The sequence below is a fragment of the Prevotella aff. ruminicola Tc2-24 genome (genome assembly GCF_900110895.1).
In the GTDB taxonomy this organism is placed as follows: domain Bacteria; phylum Bacteroidota; class Bacteroidia; order Bacteroidales; family Bacteroidaceae; genus Prevotella.
Genome location: NZ_FOIQ01000005.1, coordinates 41936 through 58877 on the forward strand (window position 1 = coordinate 41936; position 16942 = coordinate 58877).

The following is a 16942-nucleotide window of genomic DNA, read 5'->3' on the forward strand; positions in this document are numbered from 1 at the left end:
TTGCTATATTTGCCCCAGATTTTTAAAGATTAACAAAGGTTATCATGGAAAAGAATATATTCGCGAAACTCATCGCCGACGCACTTAATATCCAGGAGCGTGCCGTTGCCAACACCATCGCACTGATCGATGAAGGCTGCACCATTCCCTTCATCTCACGATACAGAAAAGAACGTACAGGAGGACTAGACGAGGTCCAGATTGCCGCCATCAGTGACAAGTACGAGAAACTGCATGAGATCCAGAAACGGAAAGAGACTGTTGTGAAGACCATTACTGACCTTGGCAAGATGACACCCGATCTCAACCAGCGCATCGAAGCGTGCTGGGACGCTACTGTGCTCGAAGATATCTACCTGCCATACAAGCCTAAGCGGCGCACCCGTGCTCAGGTTGCAAGAGAGCAAGGATTGGAGCCCTTAGCCCAACTTATCCTGCTCCAACGTGAACGTGATCCTGAACGAGCAGCAGAACGCTATGTCAAGGGTGACGTCAAGGATGTTCAGGCTGCCATCAAAGGTGCTCAGGATATTATAGCCGAGACCATCAGCGAAGACGAACGATCACGGCAGCAGATCCGCAATGCGTTTTCCCGTCAGGCAATCATCTCCTCAACAGTAGTCAAGGCTAAGGCAGACACAGACGAGGCAGCAAAATACAGCGACTATTTTAACTGGTCGGAGCCACTCAAGCGATGCTCATCCCACCGACTGCTCGCCATGCGTCGAGGCGAGAACGAAGGAATACTCCGAATCAGTATTTCGCCTGATGACGAAGAGGCCACAGAACGTCTGAAACGTCATTATGTATATGGGAATACGCCCTGCGGCTTATTAGTCAGCGAAGCAGTCGACGACGGCTACAAACGGTTACTCAAACCAGCTATCGAGAACGAGTTCGCTTCTCTCAGCAAAGAACATGCCGATGAAGAAGCCATTCGCGTCTTCGCAGAGAATCTCCGACAGTTACTCCTAGGAGCACCTCTCGGTCAGAAACGGGTGATGGGCGTCGACCCAGGATTCCGTACAGGATGCAAAGTGATTTGTCTTGACGCACAAGGTAATCTGCTGCATCATGAAGCCATATTTCCCCATCCGCCTGTGAACAAGCACATGGAGTCGGCTATGGCCCTCCTACAGATGATTCGGAAATATCAGATTGAAGCCATCTCGATCGGCAACGGCACCGCCAGTCGAGAGACTGTCAACTTCATACACGATGTGCTGGCTGGACGATACAATACCGACACGAAGCAACAAGTTGTAAGTTCGAAGCCACAGGTCTTTGTCGTTAGCGAATCCGGAGCATCTGTCTATTCTGCCTCGAAAATTGCCCGTGACGAGTTCCCTGATGAGGATGTCACTGTACGTGGCGCAGTCTCCATCGGCCGAAGACTCATGGATCCCTTAGCGGAACTGGTGAAGATAGATCCGAAGAGCATCGGTGTAGGACAATATCAACATGATGTAGACCAAGCCAAACTCAAGCATTCACTTGACCAGACCGTCGAAAGCTGTGTCAATGCCGTAGGTGTCAATCTCAACACTGCCTCTCAACACTTGCTGATGTATGTCAGCGGTCTCGGCCCGACACTTGCCAAGAACATCGTTGACTATCGGAAAGAACATGGTGCGTTCACCTCACGAGCACAACTAAAAGACGTGCCACGCCTCGGACCAGCTGCCTATCAACAGTGTGCAGGCTTCCTTCGTATCCCAGGAGCCCCAAACCCGCTCGACAACTCAGCAGTACATCCAGAGAGCTATCCTATTGTAGAGCAGATGGCAAAGGATCAGAAATGTAACGTCAAAGATCTGATTAAAGACAAAGAGAAGCGTGAGGCCATCGACATCAGGAAATATGTCTCTGACAAAGTAGGCATCCCCACCCTTACCGATATCCTACACGAACTAGAGAAGCCTGGGCGTGACCCACGCGAACAACTGGAAGAGTTTGAATTCGATAAAAATGTGTCAACAATTGACGACCTGACAGAAGGAATGATTCTACCGGGAATTGTCACCAACATCACCAATTTTGGAGCTTTTGTTGACATCGGTGTACATCAGGATGGACTTATCCACATCTCACAGATGGCCAACCGTCGCATTGCTCACCCACTTGATGTAGTCAAACTCCATCAGCACCTCCGTGTACGTGTCATCGAGGTCGACAGACGGCGTAACCGTATCTCTCTCTCGCTAAAAGGCGTATAGGCTAAAAGGATTATTCATACCTAAAAGCCTGATAGGAATGAGGTTTCAGTGACAGGGCGAATTTCGTCTTGTCGCTCTTTTTCCATCCGATCCATACAGCTTCAGCCTTACCATCAATAGTACTGCTATCCTGAAGGCTCGTTAGTTTCTTAAAACCATCAGTGACGCCAACCAACTTAACATCAACAGGCTCGTCATTGAAGTTTTCCACAATTAAAGTGTGGTTGTCATACATAAAGAGGCAAACCTTAGATGGACCTTCTAGGTAGAAGTCCATATCCTGACTCATCACTCGACGTATCTCATTCAGTGCAAGACTTGGATAATCATAAAGGTTTCCCTTGTCATCAGGGATTGTAAGCACATAAAGATAGGCATCAGCATATTTGGCCTTATGAAGAATTGGGAAGCCAGACACACCTCCTTTCAACGGGCGTCCTGCACTAACAACTTCCCAACTGTCGTTTGTCTGATAGAGAACCTGCGGGATAATCATCTCGCGCGAGCTCTTTCCATATCGACCAAAGTCATTCACGATTGCTTTCATGTCAGAACAGCGCAACTCACAGACCTGTGCAATCTTCTTTGGGATGGCCTTCAGTAAACCACTGGTGATTACCACATCATGCCCACCAAGCAGTTGCTGTTTGATCTTATCCATTATGTCAGGATCGCCTGCCGCTTGTTCTGTCAGTAATACGACTTTCTGTCCCTTCGGGAAAGATGGATACACATCCATAGGAAGACCTATCATCCCTAAGTAGTTTTGAAGGAAATCCTCACCCAATGCATGGAAAGGTTTAAACGACTGAATACCCACAGGGTTTCCTAATTTCCCAACCAACTCATCTGCCTGTCGTAAAGCCACATCAGCAATACGCGCCATCGTAGTCGGGGTCACGGTCTGGTTACCATTCTTATATGGTGCCCTCATCTCATCATAATTCCAGCTTGTCCCAGTTCCCTGCCATGGGGCACGGAAATTATCGAGCAACGGAATCTCCAACAACTGATTATAAGCAAAAAGCATCACATCGCGCGCTTTTGCTATAGCCGTCAGATGCAGCTGTTCTGCATAACGATCCATGCTCATCTGAATTCCGCCAGCATCAACCCATCCTCCTCCGTTATAACCAGGCCTCAGGTTCTCAAAATAACGAATAATCTGATAGCTTAGATAGTTCTGCAGATGTTGGTCTCCATCGGGGTTACGTGTCTCCGTACCTGTCCAAATACCATCAAACAACCGCGGTCCATCCTCCAGATTGAAACCTAGCCCCTGAAAATGATCGTACCAATTAGGATACTTGATAATAACTTTCACCTTTGGATTTACTGCTTTTGCAGGACCTATTACAAGGTTCTTGGCAGCATCGTTCATCAGTTTCAGCCGATATTCTGTCCATGTCATATCGCCTTTTGCAGCAATCTCTACAGGACTCTTGCAACTGGTAAAGAAAAAATCGTCGAGCAAGAATTCGTCGAAATGTTTGGCTGTCGTCTCGGCAATCCGCTTGACAATCTTCCTATGCTCAGGATCAGAATAACAAAATGTCTCAAATTCATTACTCTCATTGACAGTATAGGTAATACCGCCTGCAACCTCTATGCCTTGCTTTTGAAAGAATGCCTTGGCCTTCTCTATCGTTCCATCATCTACAAGCAACATATCTCTATGTGTCTCCAGATATATCTTATCAACATCCAACTGACTAGAAATCGTTGCCCAAGACGATTCTAGCCATTTGGTGTCTTTCATTTTATCCACCTCGTTGGCACGTACATAGACTGAGACTTTGAAATTCTTATGTTTTGCCTCCATCTGTATAGCAGTCATCAGACACACAAACAGACAAAGAACGAAATGCAGTGAAACACTACCCTTCACAAGCAGTCTTGATACAACCGCCATCATCGATAATATTCTCATAAGTCTTTTTATGGTTAATGAATAGTTTGAGATTTCACTTGCAAAGATAAATCTTTTTCTTGAAACGACATAAACAAACAGGAAAAAACTACGTCTTTTTCATATGTTACATAAAGTCACACATAAGGACGTCTTATACCATAAACGCAAAAACAGGTACTACTCGCAAGTAGCACCTGTTTTTATTCATAAAGACTTTTCTTTACTTTACTTTCTCCACGATAGCTTTGAAAGCCTCTGGATTATTCATGGCAAGGTCGGCGAGCACCTTACGGTTAATCTCAATACCAGCCTTGGCAAGCTTGCCCATCAATACAGAATAGCTCATTCCCTCCTGGCGTGCAGCTGCGTTAATACGCTGAATCCACAGGGCGCGGAAATTGCGTTTCTTATTGCGACGATCACGATAGGCGTAGGTCAGACCTTTCTCCCATGTGTTCTTGGCTACTGTCCAAACATTCTTGCGGGCTCCAAAATAGCCGCGGGTAAGCTTCAAAATTCTCTTGCGCTTTGCTCTTGATGCAACGTGATTTACTGATCTTGGCATAATTTTTCTACTTTAAATGTTCGACAATAGGTTTAACGGAGACACAACAGGTCACGAACCTGCTTCATATTGCTCTGATCTACAATTGTTGTACCCACCAAGTTACGCTTCTGCTTCTTGGTCTTCTTGGTCAGAATGTGACTGTGGTAAGCGTGACGTCTCTTTACCTTACCTGTTCCGGTGAATGAGAATCTCTTCTTTGCGCCGGAGTTTGTCTTTACTTTTGGCATTGTTTTATAAATTTAAATTGTTATTATTAACTGACAGCAACGCATATACCGGGCGCGCCATCTTCTTTTTCTTTAATCTTTCGCTTCCTGCAACTTCTTCAGAGCGTCAGCAGAAATCTTCGCATTAGCAAACAGTCCACTATTCTGGCTGTCTTGCAAACGCTCCGAAATCGGACGAGATTCAGCCTCCTCGATCTCTTGTTCCCTCTGCAACTTAGCAGCCTCTTTCGCCTCCGCCTCTGCGGCCTCACGGTCACGAGCCTGCTGACTCTTCTTCTGAGCTCCTGCTTTTTTGGGAGCCAGATAGAGAAACATTTTCTTTCCCTCGAGTGATGGCATCGACTCAACCTTTCCACACTCCTCCAGATCGTTAGCAAAACGAAGGAGCAACACCTCACCCTGCTCTTTAAACAGGATAGAACGTCCACGAAAGAACACATAAGCTCTTACCTTATTGCCCTCCTCCAGGAACTCCTTGGCATGCTTGAGTTTGAACTGATAGTCATGCTCATCGGTCTGAGGTCCAAAACGAATCTCCTTTACCTCAACCTTCACCTGCTTCGCCTTCATTTCTTTTTGGCGCTTTTTCTGTTGGTAGAGGAACTTAGAATAGTCGATGAGACGACATACTGGCGGATTTGCGTTTGGCGAAATCTCCACAAGATCAACGCCTTGCTCACGGGCCATGTTCAATGCATCACGAGTAGAAACGACAGACGAGCCATCATCTCCCACGATGCGAACTTCACGTACTCGAATCTGTTCATTGACACGGTACTGGTTCTTTAATTTGTCATTCTTCATCCACTATTTTTTAAAATCGGCTGCAAAATTACGATAAATAAATGAAGAAATGAAATAATGAAGAAATGAAACAATCTTTAAACCATAATATTTATATTTATTTAACATATGGTACCTCGATTTACATCTCACATATCCATTATTTCATAACTTCATTCTATCACTGTTATCAAAAATCTTTCGTCATTTCTGCGACGCGGGTATTCACTTCATCGATAAACTCTTGGATGGTCTTCACACTTTGTTCTCCACCTCCTTGAGGACGAACGGCGACAGTACCATCTTGCTGTTCCTTCTCACCTACGATCACCATATAGGGGATACGCTTAAGTTCATTATCGCGGATTTTACGACCTAGTTTTTCATTACGTAGGTCAATTGTAGCACGTACTCCACCCATATCAAACTTCTTAGCGACCTCCTGAGCATAGTCATTATACTTCTCAGACAGAGGAAGAATTGCGACCTGGTCGGGGGTGAGCCATAAGGGGAAGTGTCCACTGGTATGTTCAATGAGCACAGCACAGAAGCGTTCCATCGATCCAAATGGCGCACGATGAATCATCACAGGAGTCTTCTTCTGGTTATCCTCATCCGTATATTCGAGGTTAAAACGCTTCGGCAAGTTATAGTCCACTTGAATAGTGCCCAACTGCCAACGGCGGCCGATAGCATCCTTAATCATGAAGTCGAGTTTTGGACCATAGAAAGCGGCCTCACCGTATTCCACCTTTGCAGGTAATCCCTTCTCCTCACATGCCTCAACAATGGCCTTCTCCGCCAGAGCCCAATCCTCGTCTGTTCCCACGTACTTCTCATGATCGTTAGGATCACGAAGTGAAATCTGCGCTTCAAAGTTAAAACCAAATGCCGTCAGCACAATTCCGATAATATCCATCACATTCAGGAATTCCTGTTTTACTTGGTCAGGACGACAGAAAAGATGGGCATCGTCTTGTGTAAACGAACGTACACGAGTCAAACCGTGAAGCTCACCGCTCTGCTCATAACGATAGACGGTTCCGAACTCTGCGATACGCAATGGCAGATCACGGTATGAACGAGGTTTCCAAGCAAAGATCTCACAGTGGTGAGGACAATTCATCGGCTTAAGCATGTACTCCTCATCTTCTTCTGGAGTATGGATTGGCTGGAAAGAATCCTTGCCATAGTGAGCATAGTGACCAGAAGTCACATAAAGATTCTTTGAACCGATATGCGGTGTTATCACCTCCTGATAACCAAAACGCTTTTGAACCTTACGCAGGTGATCCTGCAGGCGCAGGCGAAGCTCCGTACCTTTCGGAAGCCAAATGGGCAAGCCCTTTCCGACCTTATCAGAGAACATAAAGAGCTCCATCTCCTTACCAATCTTACGATGATCACGTTTCTTAGCTTCCTCAAGCATCACCAGATACTCGTCAAGCATTTTCTTCTTTGGGAAGGAAACGCCATACAGACGCTGCATCTGCTCACGAGTCGCATCACCACGCCAGAAAGCGCCAGCAACAGATGTCAGTTTTACAGCTTTAATCTCACCAGTGTCAACAAGATGTGGGCCACGACAGAGATCTGTAAAATTACCCTGCGTATAAGTTGTGATTGAGCCGTCTTCTAGGTCCTGCTCAATGTGCTCGCACTTATAAGTCTGTCCACCAGCAGAAAACTCCTTCAAAGCATCAGCTTTCGACACCTCACGACGAACCACCGGCTCTTTCTTCGCCGCCAACTCTTTCATCTTTGCCTCAATCTTGGGAAAATCGCTCTCCTTGATACTCTCACCGTCCTTCAACAGTACATCATAGAAGAAACCATTCTCGACAGCAGGTCCAAAACCGAACTGAATACCAGGATACAACTCCTGTAAGGCTTCAGCCAACAGATGCGCAGAAGTGTGCCAAAATGTGTGCTTACCCTGCTCGTCTTCCCATTTGTAGAGTTCTATCGTCGCGTCCTCTTGAATAGGACGGTTCAGCTCTACAGTTTCACCATTCACGCCACAGGCCAATACGCTGCGTGCAAGAGCCGGCGAAATGCTCTCTGCAATTTGATAACCAGTCACGCCCTGTTCATACGAGCGAACAGATCCGTCTGGGAATGTAATGTTGATCATATCTACAATATATGTTTGAATTTAAAAGTGCCTGCAAAGGTACATACTTTCTCTGAAACGACCAAATATCCAGTCCAAAAAACAAGCATGGGTTATAGTTGATATCATTTAGACATCCAACTTATTCACATTTTTACTTATCTCGATACTTCTTTATAACACTATAAGCAGTATAGAGCCCCAACTCACCAGCCTTACTAAGATCCTCTACACCTTCAGCAATCTTCTTAACATACACTCGTGCCAATCCTCTGTTATAATAGGCCTCTGCAAGATGATCCTCCAATTCCAATGCACGAGTATAATCATCGATGGCACGATGATAATCACCACGTAAGGCATAAAGATTGCCTCTATTATAATACAGGAAAGCATTTTCAGGAGTCAACAGAATAGCATCTGAAAGATCACCGAGCACGTTGGCCGATTGGAGATCGGTATTGGTCCCCTGAGAGGCATTAAACTCATTGATTTTTGCCTGACAAACAGCCCGTTGCCAGTAAGCCAACGACGAAGTGGAGTCAATTTGAAGACATATACTCAAATCATCGATTGCATTATCGAAGTTCTGAATGGTGCAATAAGCTACCGCGCGGAGGAGCAGAAGCGGTCCAATCATGGCTGTAGTTTTTGTATCAGCGATAGCAGTACTAAGAGAATCTATATAAACAAAGGTTTGTTTCATACGCTCCTCACTGAGATTTGTCTGGTCGCACGTCACATAGACGGTTCGCGAATGTGACTGGCCATTAAACGCTTCGACGGTACTCTCATAGACTGTCTCTGACTTCACATCGTTCTGCGGACGTATAAAGGACAAGCCGAACATCGGCTGCCAAGCGAGATCTGCTTTATGATTCTGTACACGACCACGATAGTCGCTCTTGTATTCATGCTCAACTTCCTGTTCATCAGCAACGACTAACTGGTTATATTTTTCCAGGTCCTCATCACTACGTTTGCGCATCTGTTTCTTTGACAGACGAGGTTGTTTTCCATAACGTTTATCCATCTGTGCCTTGAGAATCCGGAATTCATCGAGTTCTGCTTGTTTCGTGTTACTAAGATGACGATAACAAGAGGCACGATGCTGAAGACCAAACCAGAAATTGGGATATTCCTCAATGACCTTCGAATAATCCCGAATAGCGGCACGGAAGTTTCCCGTCTGTTCTAACAGGAGTGCGCGATTAAAAAGAGCCATCAAGTTATCAGGCTCAAGTTTTAACACAAAGTCGAAATCCTCAATACCGCGATTGTCATCACCAACTTGCGCACGAAGAAGCCCACGATTATAGTGACCAAGGAAATTGTTAGGATCAAGATCGAGGGCAGTATCATAGTCGGCCATCGCTCCACGAAGATTGTTCTGGTTATATCGCGCCATAGCCCGATTGATATAATTTCCAGAATGTTTGGGTATTAGATGAATACTTTTATTAAGAAATTCCTCGCCCTCTTTCCATTTCTGCCTGGCAAGACTGATGACAGCTCGTTCAGCCCAGATACTACCATCGTAGGGATCAAGTTCTAGACTCTTGTCCAAAGATCGGATGGCCTTCGTCGTGTCTTTCAAAAGCAGGAACACTTCTGCCTGCATCGAATAGGCTCTGGCATATTTTGACCAATGAGTGATCATCGTGTCAATCTGTGCCAACGCGCGGTCATATTCTTTATTCTGAATCAAACAAAGAACGCGGTTATGCCACAGGGCCTGATTCTCTGGGTCATAGCGCAAAGCACGATCATAGTCAGTTACAGCCTCGGCATATTTCTTCTGATTAATACGACAAAGTCCTCGAAGTTCCCAAGCACTGACCACATAGGGATTACGTTCTATCGCTTCTGTACAATCGCTCTCTGCCCCACGGAAGTCATCAAGATAAAACTTGGCAACCCCTCGGAAAAACCATGGTTCATAGAGCCAAGGTTTCTGACTGATTGCCTGATTAAAATATTGGATAGAAAGCACATAATCCTCATAATAAAGGGCCGATCGACCTATCATAACAAGCCGATCGGTATTAAACTGGGCTAGAGAATATGAAGGAAACAGAAGAAGCAACAAAAAAAGAACAGAATAGAATCTTCTAAGCATCCATCTGAAGCAGAAGAATCTATTATGGTCTCCTGCCACGAGACGGCCGTATTCTATGTTTTTTTCTTTGCTCACCGCCTCACTGGTTTCGTCTTGTATCCACAGCGATAGCGCCCCTGAACAAGGGCACGAAGTTTGCTTTGTATCAGTTGTTTACGAAGAGGAGAAATACGATCAATAAACATCTTCCCATCGAGGTGATCAAACTCATGTTGCATCACACGAGCCAGATAGCCATCAACCCACTCATCATGATGTTGAAAGTTCTCATCATCCCATTCAACGTGAATTCGTGTAGGACGCGTCACTTTCTCGTGGATAGCAGGTAGTGAAAGGCATCCCTCCTCCATGCTATCAGTATTCTCTTCATCATATTCAATGATATGTGGGTTGATAAACACTTTACGGAAATCCTTATACTCTGGCAGATCTTCGGAGATCACATCAAGATCGATCACCGATAAACGGATAGCCTTTCCAATCTGTGGAGCTGCTAATCCTATTCCCTCCGACTCAGCCAGCGTCTCCCACATATCAACAATTAATTCTTTCAACTGAGGGTAGTCTGGAGTGATATCTTCAGCCACCTTGCGAAGTACAGGCTGACCGTAAATATATATAGGTAAAATCATAAATATGCGACTATAGACCTTAAATAAATAAGAAATAACAAACGATATTATTGTCGACTACGAAGATAATCCTCCAAGATAATGGTAGCTGATATCTCATCAACAAGAGACTTATCCCGACGGGCTTTCTTTTTAAGACCTCCATCAAGCATTGCCTGATGGGCAAGAACAGAGGTAAAACGCTCATCGTAATACTCAATAGGAACCTCAGGAACAGCTTTACGCCAACGGTTGACGAACTGTTCTACACGCGCCATATTCTCACTGGGCTGACCATTGGGCTGCCGAGGTTCACCAATAACAATACGCTCCACCTGTTCCCTGAGCATATAGGCTTTCAGCCACTCAAACAACTCCGATGTAGAAACAGTCGCCAATCCTCCGGCAATAATCTGCAGAGGATCGGTGACTGCTAATCCGGTACGTTTCCGACCGTAATCGATAGCTAATATTCGCGCCAATGTCTATTGGGCGTTATAAAGCAACCATGCATCGGGATATGTAGAACGGAGCTGGTCGCGGCTTGCGACTGCATCACCTTTACTTGCATAGGTGGTCGCCACCACGCGATACATGTTACGGTCATTATTCTTCACAATCTGAGCGTTATAACCAGCATCCTTGAGGCGCTGTTGGAGTCCTTCTGCATTTGAAAGCAATCCGAAAGAGCCTACAACCACACTATATGCGCTCAAGCCCTGGCCGCTTACAAGAGAGACGCTTTCCTGGCGTACGGACACGTTATCGAGGTTATCTACAACACGAGTTTCCGTAGCGGGCTTAGCCTCCACTGGAGCAACGACAGCCTCACCTGTCTGAGGAGCGATCTGCTGAGTTGCAGTGTCATACTGTTTTGCCTTCTCATATGCCTTCTTATAGGCACTCTCACTAGACTTACAACTTGTAAAAGCCATTGCTGCGCATAAACCTACGCACAAAAGGGTGTACTTCTTCATTGTTTTTGTATTTAATAAATGGTGATTAAGTTCTATATTTGCTGCGAAATTACAAAATATCAAGCAAACGCATGCGAAAAAGGCACATAAAGTTTGTTAAATCAAGGAAATCCCAACTTTTTTACAAAATTTTTGAGTGTTTTTTGCATTACATATGGAATTCTTTTGTATATTTGCATATAGAAATCATGTTTGACGATTAAAAAAGAGAAGATTATGAAAAGTTTAGGTTACCTTGGCGCATTCCTTGGTGGTGCTATTGCCGGCGCTGCTTTGGGCATCTTGGTCGCGCCTGAAAAAGGCCAGGACACACGTGTAAAAATTACTGATGCAGTAGAAGATTTCCTGAAGAAGCATAACATCAAACTCAGCCGTAAGGAAGTAGGTGACTTGATTGACGATATTCAAGACGCTGCAGAAGAAGAATAAAGCCAGATAAAGCCAGATGCTCTCCAGCGATAAGAATGTTGAGTCGATAGCCCAACTGATTGAAGTGCTGAAACATTACCTCGGACTTCAAACCGAATATGTGAAGCTCGATGTGATTGACAAGGTGGTTCGTCTATTGACGGTTGCCGCTTTAGCGATTGTATTCTTTTTAATCATCGTGGCTGTTTTGATGTACTTTTCTTTTGCCTTGGTTTCCTGGATATCGACATCCATCGGCATGGCGAAGGCTTTCCTTATCGTGGGAGGACTGCATCTGCTACTCTTGATACTCTTTCTGGTCTTCCGTAAATCATGGATAGAGAAACCGCTAGTGCGATTCCTCGCAGGACTTCTAATTAGTAAATAGGTATATACATTGATATATTCACATTTATGCTCCCTGTCAAAAAAACATCCGTCAACTACCGTACTCTCGATGAGATCCGCCTACGTAAGGAGGAGATCGCCGAGGAGTTGGAGCGTGACAACAGCCAATTCACGACTTTATGGAATCGGACGTTCATCAAACGCGAGGGTAATACCAAAGGGGAATATGTTGCAGGACTGATTACTAATAGCATTACAGCCATTGACGCGTTCCTGTTGATTCGGAAACTAATGAAAGGTTATGGAGGACTTTTCAGGAGGAAGAAACACTAATTATGAAATGGGGCTCTTTGCCCCAAATAGACTAAATTTACCATCTACATTCACATCCACGCTCTGCACCTCATGATTTGGCATCATAGAGGTGCATTGTTGCTGTCACATGACTAAAGTCACGTTTCTGCCAAAAAGGAATCACAACCACTCTGACAATGAAGAGCATTTCCAAGCACATACGATTGGGCACTCTTAGCAACAGCCAAAAGGCCTATTGTCAGACACTGTAATAACATATTCTTTCAAAATAAAAAAGGGTCACCGCTGTGACCCAAAACCTTGTTAACCTTAAATCTAATACTATGAAAAACACGTTGCAAAGATACAAAGTCTTTCTGCATTTTGCAAGTATTTCACCAGGAAAATCGTCAAAATTAAGACTCCTTAACACAAATAACAGTCTTTAGACAAGTTCTCCGCTATATAAGGATCTCCTCACCATCATATGCCAGTTCAATCCCTTGTGGTAACAAGCGATTCACGTCCTTATGGAGTCCGATGTCGTGACATACATGAATCAGAAGCGTTCGTTTCGCCCCTACCCTCCTGGCAAAGGAAACCGCGTCATCCACCAACTGATGAGAATGATGCGGCTTCACAAAACGGAGAGCATTGACAACAAGCACTTCTGTTCCTTCCAGATACTTCATCTCCGTTTCATTAATGGACTTCATGTCTGTGATATAAGTCAACGTCCCTATCTTATAACCCAATATAGGGAGTTCACCATGCATCACCTCAATCGGCATAATTTCAAAATCACCAATCGATAAAGGTTGGTGAGCATGAATCTCATGAAGTCCAATAGCCGGAACACCAGGATAGCGATTCTCTGCAAAACAATACGGTAGCATCTCTAGCATAGCCTTCCGTGCGATAGGATCTGCATAGACATCTATTGCACCAAACTGGCAATAAGGGCGGATGTCGTCCATACCCCCCATATGATCGTAATGAGAATGCGTAATCAGTATACCATCGATCCGACGGAACGGCTGAGACAATATCTGTTGACGAAAATCCGGCCCACAATCAATCAATAGCCTTGTTTGCTCCGTCTCAACAAGAACCGAGCAACGAGTCCGTTTATCATGAGGATCCTTACTCTGACAAACCTCACATTGGCAACCAATCACCGGCACGCCGCACGAAGTCCCCGTTCCAAGGAATGTCAGTTTCATTAGATTAACTTATATAATATTTACTTCAGGATAAATATCGACACCAAATCTCTCCTTAACATCTCGTCGAATTGCATCTGAGAGCGCCACGATCTCTGCACCTGTAGCTCCACCGCGATTCACAAGCACCAACGCCTGACGATCATGAACGCCAGCCCGTCCTAACGATTTACCTTTCCATCCACACTGATCTATCATCCAGCCTGCAGGGATTTTTTCATGTTCATCGTCCACACGATAATGAGGCATCCCCTCATACAGGGCGGCCAAACGTTCATATTGCTCTCTGGAGACTACGGGGTTCATAAAGAAGCTACCAGCATTTCCCTCAATCTTCGGATCTGGCAGTTTTGCATTTCTGATCTCAATAATCGTATCACGTAGTTGTTGGGCAGAGGGAGACGTAATACCCTTCCGTTGCAGTTCTTGACGGATATTTCCATAATCCAGATGAGGCTGAAAGGTTCTCGACAAACCATAGCTCACACGAGTGATGAGGAACTTATTCTTCCAATCATGCTTGAAGCGACTCTGACGATAGCCATATTCACATACGTCATGATCTAATATGCAAGTTTTTCCGGTTTCAATCTCTATCGCCCATACACAAAGGATAAGATCCTTCGCCTCAACACCGTATGCACCAATATTCTGCACAGCCGATGCTCCGACGTCACCAGGAATCAGAGAGAGGTTTTCCATCCCATAATAACCGGCCTCAATACTTGTAGCCACCATATCGTCCCAGACTTCACCGCTCCCACAAACCATCCGGTCGCCAGTCTCGAAAGTATAGCCTTTAATACCCGAACGGACAACGATACCATCGAAATCGCGAGTAAGAAGCAAGTTACTGCCTTCTCCAATAATTAAAAAGGGTAGAGTTGACTCACGCAGCATCTCAGCCACTTCCATCGCTTCATGGTCATTCTCAAACTCCACGAACCGACGACACTTGACATCAATACCGAATGTGTTATGCGTCCTCAGACTATAATCATCCCTAACTATCACGTCGTCATTTTCATTAACTGCCACTTTCCATGGTTCTTCCGAAAACGAAGTTCCATTTCCAAGCCATTAGCAATACCCCTCAACAGAAAGATCTTTGAGCTACCTTCTGCTTCCGGTCTGCCATATATGATATTATAAAGTATTTTAGAAGGAAGTTGCGGTGCGAAAGCCTCCCATGTATCTGGCGTAATAACACCCTCCATCATCTGGAAATCATCATCCGGATCAGGTCCGACAAATTGGACTGTCGAGTTCAGGCTCTGCACCTGAAAAACACTATCAGTCACAAAGCGGTTATAGAACGTAAGGAATGAAGCATTAACATTTTCTTCCAGCGAAGTTGTCTTGACCTCCTTAAGCATCCATGCGCCTTTGATACGCTGGAACATATAATCCTTCACTTGTCCCTTCTTCAACAAGATCTTCTCCACGATAGCCTCACTGACAGCAGTATCTTTCATCAGCCTCATCTGCCGGTCATCATTGAAAAGCAACGTGTAGTATCCCTGACGCATAAAGAAGTGCTCCATCTGCCACTGTGCTTTTTCCACCTTTTCCGTTTTTTCCCCTTCCGTCATCCGAAGAGGAAAAATGATACGTTCCCGTTGCAGCTTCTTGTTGGCTACGAAATTAAAAATAAAGTCGTCAAACATCACATCGGCGGCTCTCGGCATCGGCGTCTCAGTTATCAACAACTCCATCGTGTCACTTACCGCTTGATCCGTGGTATCAGCGACAGAGTCTTCAGGCACCTCCTCAGCCTGCTTCGCCTTGTTTCCCGTACACGAGAACATGAGCAGCAAGCCTGCGATAATCGCAAAAAAACACCTTTTCATTATCTTGTCTACCTAATCAAATCACCTAATTCTCGCAAATTTCGGCAAAGGTACGAAATAATTCTTAAATCTTAATCCATAATTCTCTTTTTTTTCGTACCTTTGCACGCAAAATTGCAATTTTTACATTCATATGATACTTGACAAGATTGATGAACTTCTGAAAGAAGTACAGGAATTGAGCGCAAAAAACGCAGAGGAAGTCGAACAGCTCCGATTGAGATATCTCAGTAAAAAGGGAGAGATTACCGCACTGATGAATGATTTCCGCAATGTGGCAGCCGACCAGAAAAAGACTGTCGGAATGAAAATCAACGAATTGAAGACGCTGGCCACTGAGCGCATCAACCAATTGCGTGAGGCATGTGAGGAACAAGAAGGTAGTGACGAGACTATTGATCTGACACGCACACCCTACCCCATACAACTCGGCACGCGCCATCCACTGACTATCGTCACAAACGAGATTATCGATATCTTCTCACGAATGGGATTCGTCTTGGCCGACGGTCCTGAGGTTGAAGATGACAATCACGTGTTCACAAAGATGAACTTCGCTGCCGACCATCCCGCTCGTGATATGCAAGACACTTTCTTCGTGAGCCAGCACCCCAACGATGTTACAAAGAATATTCTGCTGCGTTCGCACACCTCAAGTGTGCAAGCCCGAGTGATGGAGAATATGCATACAGAAGACGGGAAGCTCACTGCCCCCATCCGTGTCATCTGTCCGGGACGTGTTTATCGTAACGAAGCCATCACCGCACGCGCTCATTGTTTCTTCCATCAAGTAGAAGGTCTCTACATCGACAAGAACGTATCATTCACTGATCTCAAGCAGGTGCTGCTGTCTTTTGCCAAGGAGATGTTCGGTGCCGACACGAAGATTCGTCTTCGTCCAAGCTATTTCCCCTTCACAGAGCCCTCTGCAGAGATGGATATCTCATGCTTCATTTGTGGTGGCGAAGGTTGCGGTTTCTGCAAACACACAGGCTGGGTTGAGATTCTTGGCTGCGGTATGGTCGACCCGAACGTGCTGGAACTCTGCGGTATCGACTCTAAGATTTACAGCGGTTATGCCTTTGGCATGGGCGTTGAGCGCATCACGAACCTGAAGTATCGTGTATCAGACCTTCGTATGTTCTCAGAGAACGACACCCGTTTCCTTGAGGAATTTGAATCAGCCAACTAAGCAAATAAAGATAATAAGTGCATCGGCTCAAGCATTATGATGTTTGAGCCGATTTCTTTTTGCCTATACAGTCATTTTATCCTAACCAGTCAAAAAATCCG

General features: G+C 45.1%; 17 protein-coding genes. 5 read left to right on the forward strand and 12 right to left on the reverse strand.

Translation table 11 applies throughout. The annotated features are described in order from the left end of the window. Nucleotides 1-44: 44 nt before the first annotated feature. Complete coding sequence (locus BMY63_RS09605) at nucleotides 45-2216, forward strand: Tex family protein (RefSeq protein ID WP_091916287.1); 2172 nt, start codon at nucleotides 45-47, stop codon at nucleotides 2214-2216. Nucleotides 2217-2226: 10 nt separating this feature from the next. Here BMY63_RS09605 and BMY63_RS09610 read toward each other — a convergent pair whose 3' ends face one another. The 9 genes from BMY63_RS09610 to BMY63_RS09650 all read right to left on the reverse strand — a co-directional run bounded on the left by BMY63_RS09610 (nucleotide 2227) and on the right by BMY63_RS09650 (nucleotide 11526). Then, entirely contained in the window at nucleotides 2227-4146 is a 1920-nt protein-coding gene (locus BMY63_RS09610) for a hypothetical protein (protein WP_255397563.1), read from the reverse strand. A gap of 202 nt (nucleotides 4147-4348) precedes the next feature. Next, nucleotides 4349-4693, reverse strand: a complete 345-nt coding sequence (gene rplT, locus BMY63_RS09615; RefSeq protein WP_091902303.1) for a 50S ribosomal protein L20 — start codon at nucleotides 4691-4693, stop codon at nucleotides 4349-4351. Between the two features lie 32 nt (nucleotides 4694-4725). After that, nucleotides 4726-4923 carry a 50S ribosomal protein L35 gene (gene rpmI / locus BMY63_RS09620; protein WP_091902304.1) on the reverse strand — a complete coding sequence of 66 codons (198 nt, stop codon included), beginning with the start codon at nucleotides 4921-4923 and terminating at the stop codon, nucleotides 4726-4728. A 72-nt stretch (nucleotides 4924-4995) separates the two neighbouring features. Further along, nucleotides 4996-5727 carry a translation initiation factor IF-3 gene (gene infC, locus BMY63_RS09625; protein ID WP_091916289.1) on the reverse strand — a complete coding sequence of 244 codons (732 nt, stop codon included), beginning with the start codon at nucleotides 5725-5727 and terminating at the stop codon, nucleotides 4996-4998. 169 nt (nucleotides 5728-5896) lie between these two features. Beyond that, nucleotides 5897-7840: a threonine--tRNA ligase gene (gene thrS / locus BMY63_RS09630; protein ID WP_091916291.1), complete on the reverse strand. Its 1944-nt coding sequence runs from the start codon at nucleotides 7838-7840 to the stop codon at nucleotides 5897-5899. A 133-nt stretch (nucleotides 7841-7973) separates the two neighbouring features. Next, nucleotides 7974-9938: a tetratricopeptide repeat protein gene (locus BMY63_RS09635; RefSeq protein ID WP_091916293.1), complete on the reverse strand. Its 1965-nt coding sequence runs from the start codon at nucleotides 9936-9938 to the stop codon at nucleotides 7974-7976. Nucleotides 9939-10009: 71 nt separating this feature from the next. Continuing rightward, on the reverse strand, nucleotides 10010-10570 hold the full coding sequence (gene def / locus BMY63_RS09640) for a peptide deformylase (protein ID WP_091902308.1): 561 nt from the start codon (nucleotides 10568-10570) through the stop codon (nucleotides 10010-10012). A gap of 47 nt (nucleotides 10571-10617) precedes the next feature. Further along, nucleotides 10618-11031 carry a Holliday junction resolvase RuvX gene (ruvX, locus tag BMY63_RS09645; protein ID WP_091902309.1) on the reverse strand — a complete coding sequence of 138 codons (414 nt, stop codon included), beginning with the start codon at nucleotides 11029-11031 and terminating at the stop codon, nucleotides 10618-10620. 3 nt (nucleotides 11032-11034) lie between these two features. Then, on the reverse strand, nucleotides 11035-11526 hold the full coding sequence (locus BMY63_RS09650) for an SPOR domain-containing protein (RefSeq protein WP_091916295.1): 492 nt from the start codon (nucleotides 11524-11526) through the stop codon (nucleotides 11035-11037). Nucleotides 11527-11742: 216 nt separating this feature from the next. On the opposite strand from BMY63_RS09650, the gene BMY63_RS09655 reads away from it, so the two are divergent. Genes BMY63_RS09655 through BMY63_RS09665 form a run of 3 tightly spaced genes read left to right on the forward strand, consistent with a single transcriptional unit; the run spans nucleotide 11743 to nucleotide 12615 of the window. Then, entirely contained in the window at nucleotides 11743-11955 is a 213-nt protein-coding gene (locus BMY63_RS09655; RefSeq protein WP_091902388.1) for a YtxH domain-containing protein, read from the forward strand. A gap of 16 nt (nucleotides 11956-11971) precedes the next feature. After that, nucleotides 11972-12322 carry a hypothetical protein gene (locus tag BMY63_RS09660; protein ID WP_091916301.1) on the forward strand — a complete coding sequence of 117 codons (351 nt, stop codon included), beginning with the start codon at nucleotides 11972-11974 and terminating at the stop codon, nucleotides 12320-12322. 26 nt (nucleotides 12323-12348) lie between these two features. Beyond that, entirely contained in the window at nucleotides 12349-12615 is a 267-nt protein-coding gene (locus tag BMY63_RS09665) for a hypothetical protein (protein ID WP_091916303.1), read from the forward strand. A gap of 422 nt (nucleotides 12616-13037) precedes the next feature. Here the strand turns inward: BMY63_RS09665 and BMY63_RS09670 are convergent, their stop codons facing one another. From BMY63_RS09670 to BMY63_RS09680, 3 genes are read right to left on the reverse strand one after another with little or no spacing between them, the layout of a single operon-like run. Next, entirely contained in the window at nucleotides 13038-13799 is a 762-nt protein-coding gene (locus tag BMY63_RS09670) for an MBL fold metallo-hydrolase (RefSeq protein WP_091916304.1), read from the reverse strand. A 9-nt stretch (nucleotides 13800-13808) separates the two neighbouring features. Further along, entirely contained in the window at nucleotides 13809-14813 is a 1005-nt protein-coding gene (murB, locus tag BMY63_RS09675; protein ID WP_091916649.1) for a UDP-N-acetylmuramate dehydrogenase, read from the reverse strand. Continuing rightward, nucleotides 14810-15649 (reverse strand): DUF4348 domain-containing protein, encoded by an 840-nt coding sequence (locus BMY63_RS09680; RefSeq protein ID WP_091916305.1) that lies wholly within the window; start codon nucleotides 15647-15649, stop codon nucleotides 14810-14812. Before BMY63_RS09680 ends, murB begins: the two co-directional genes overlap by 4 nt. Nucleotides 15650-15782: 133 nt before the next feature. On the opposite strand from BMY63_RS09680, the gene pheS reads away from it, so the two are divergent. Further along, the gene (gene pheS, locus BMY63_RS09685; RefSeq protein ID WP_091902322.1) at nucleotides 15783-16841 is read left to right on the forward strand and encodes a phenylalanine--tRNA ligase subunit alpha; all 1059 of its coding nucleotides are present in this window, start codon (nucleotides 15783-15785) and stop codon (nucleotides 16839-16841) included. The last annotated feature ends 101 nt before the right edge of the window (nucleotides 16842-16942 follow it).

Excerpts from the sequence above, each read along its gene's own strand:
- BMY63_RS09650 (WP_091916295.1), bottom strand. The coding sequence starts at position 11,526 with ATGAAGAAGTACACCCTTTTGTGCGTAGGTTTATGCGCAGCAATGGCT.
- BMY63_RS09605 (WP_091916287.1), top strand. The coding sequence starts at position 45 with ATGGAAAAGAATATATTCGCGAAACTCATCGCCGACGCACTTAATATC.
- BMY63_RS09670 (WP_091916304.1), bottom strand. The coding sequence starts at position 13,799 with ATGAAACTGACATTCCTTGGAACGGGGACTTCGTGCGGCGTGCCGGTG.
- thrS (WP_091916291.1), bottom strand. The coding sequence starts at position 7,840 with ATGATCAACATTACATTCCCAGACGGATCTGTTCGCTCGTATGAACAG.
- rplT (WP_091902303.1), bottom strand. The coding sequence starts at position 4,693 with ATGCCAAGATCAGTAAATCACGTTGCATCAAGAGCAAAGCGCAAGAGA.
- pheS (WP_091902322.1), top strand. The coding sequence starts at position 15,783 with ATGATACTTGACAAGATTGATGAACTTCTGAAAGAAGTACAGGAATTG.
- def (WP_091902308.1), bottom strand. The coding sequence starts at position 10,570 with ATGATTTTACCTATATATATTTACGGTCAGCCTGTACTTCGCAAGGTG.
- BMY63_RS09660 (WP_091916301.1), top strand. The coding sequence starts at position 11,972 with ATGCTCTCCAGCGATAAGAATGTTGAGTCGATAGCCCAACTGATTGAA.
- rpmI (WP_091902304.1), bottom strand. The coding sequence starts at position 4,923 with ATGCCAAAAGTAAAGACAAACTCCGGCGCAAAGAAGAGATTCTCATTC.
- BMY63_RS09635 (WP_091916293.1), bottom strand. The coding sequence starts at position 9,938 with ATGCTTAGAAGATTCTATTCTGTTCTTTTTTTGTTGCTTCTTCTGTTT.
- infC (WP_091916289.1), bottom strand. The coding sequence starts at position 5,727 with ATGAAGAATGACAAATTAAAGAACCAGTACCGTGTCAATGAACAGATT.
- BMY63_RS09680 (WP_091916305.1), bottom strand. The coding sequence starts at position 15,649 with ATGAAAAGGTGTTTTTTTGCGATTATCGCAGGCTTGCTGCTCATGTTC.
- BMY63_RS09610 (WP_255397563.1), bottom strand. The coding sequence starts at position 4,146 with ATGAGAATATTATCGATGATGGCGGTTGTATCAAGACTGCTTGTGAAG.
- BMY63_RS09655 (WP_091902388.1), top strand. The coding sequence starts at position 11,743 with ATGAAAAGTTTAGGTTACCTTGGCGCATTCCTTGGTGGTGCTATTGCC.
- BMY63_RS09665 (WP_091916303.1), top strand. The coding sequence starts at position 12,349 with ATGCTCCCTGTCAAAAAAACATCCGTCAACTACCGTACTCTCGATGAG.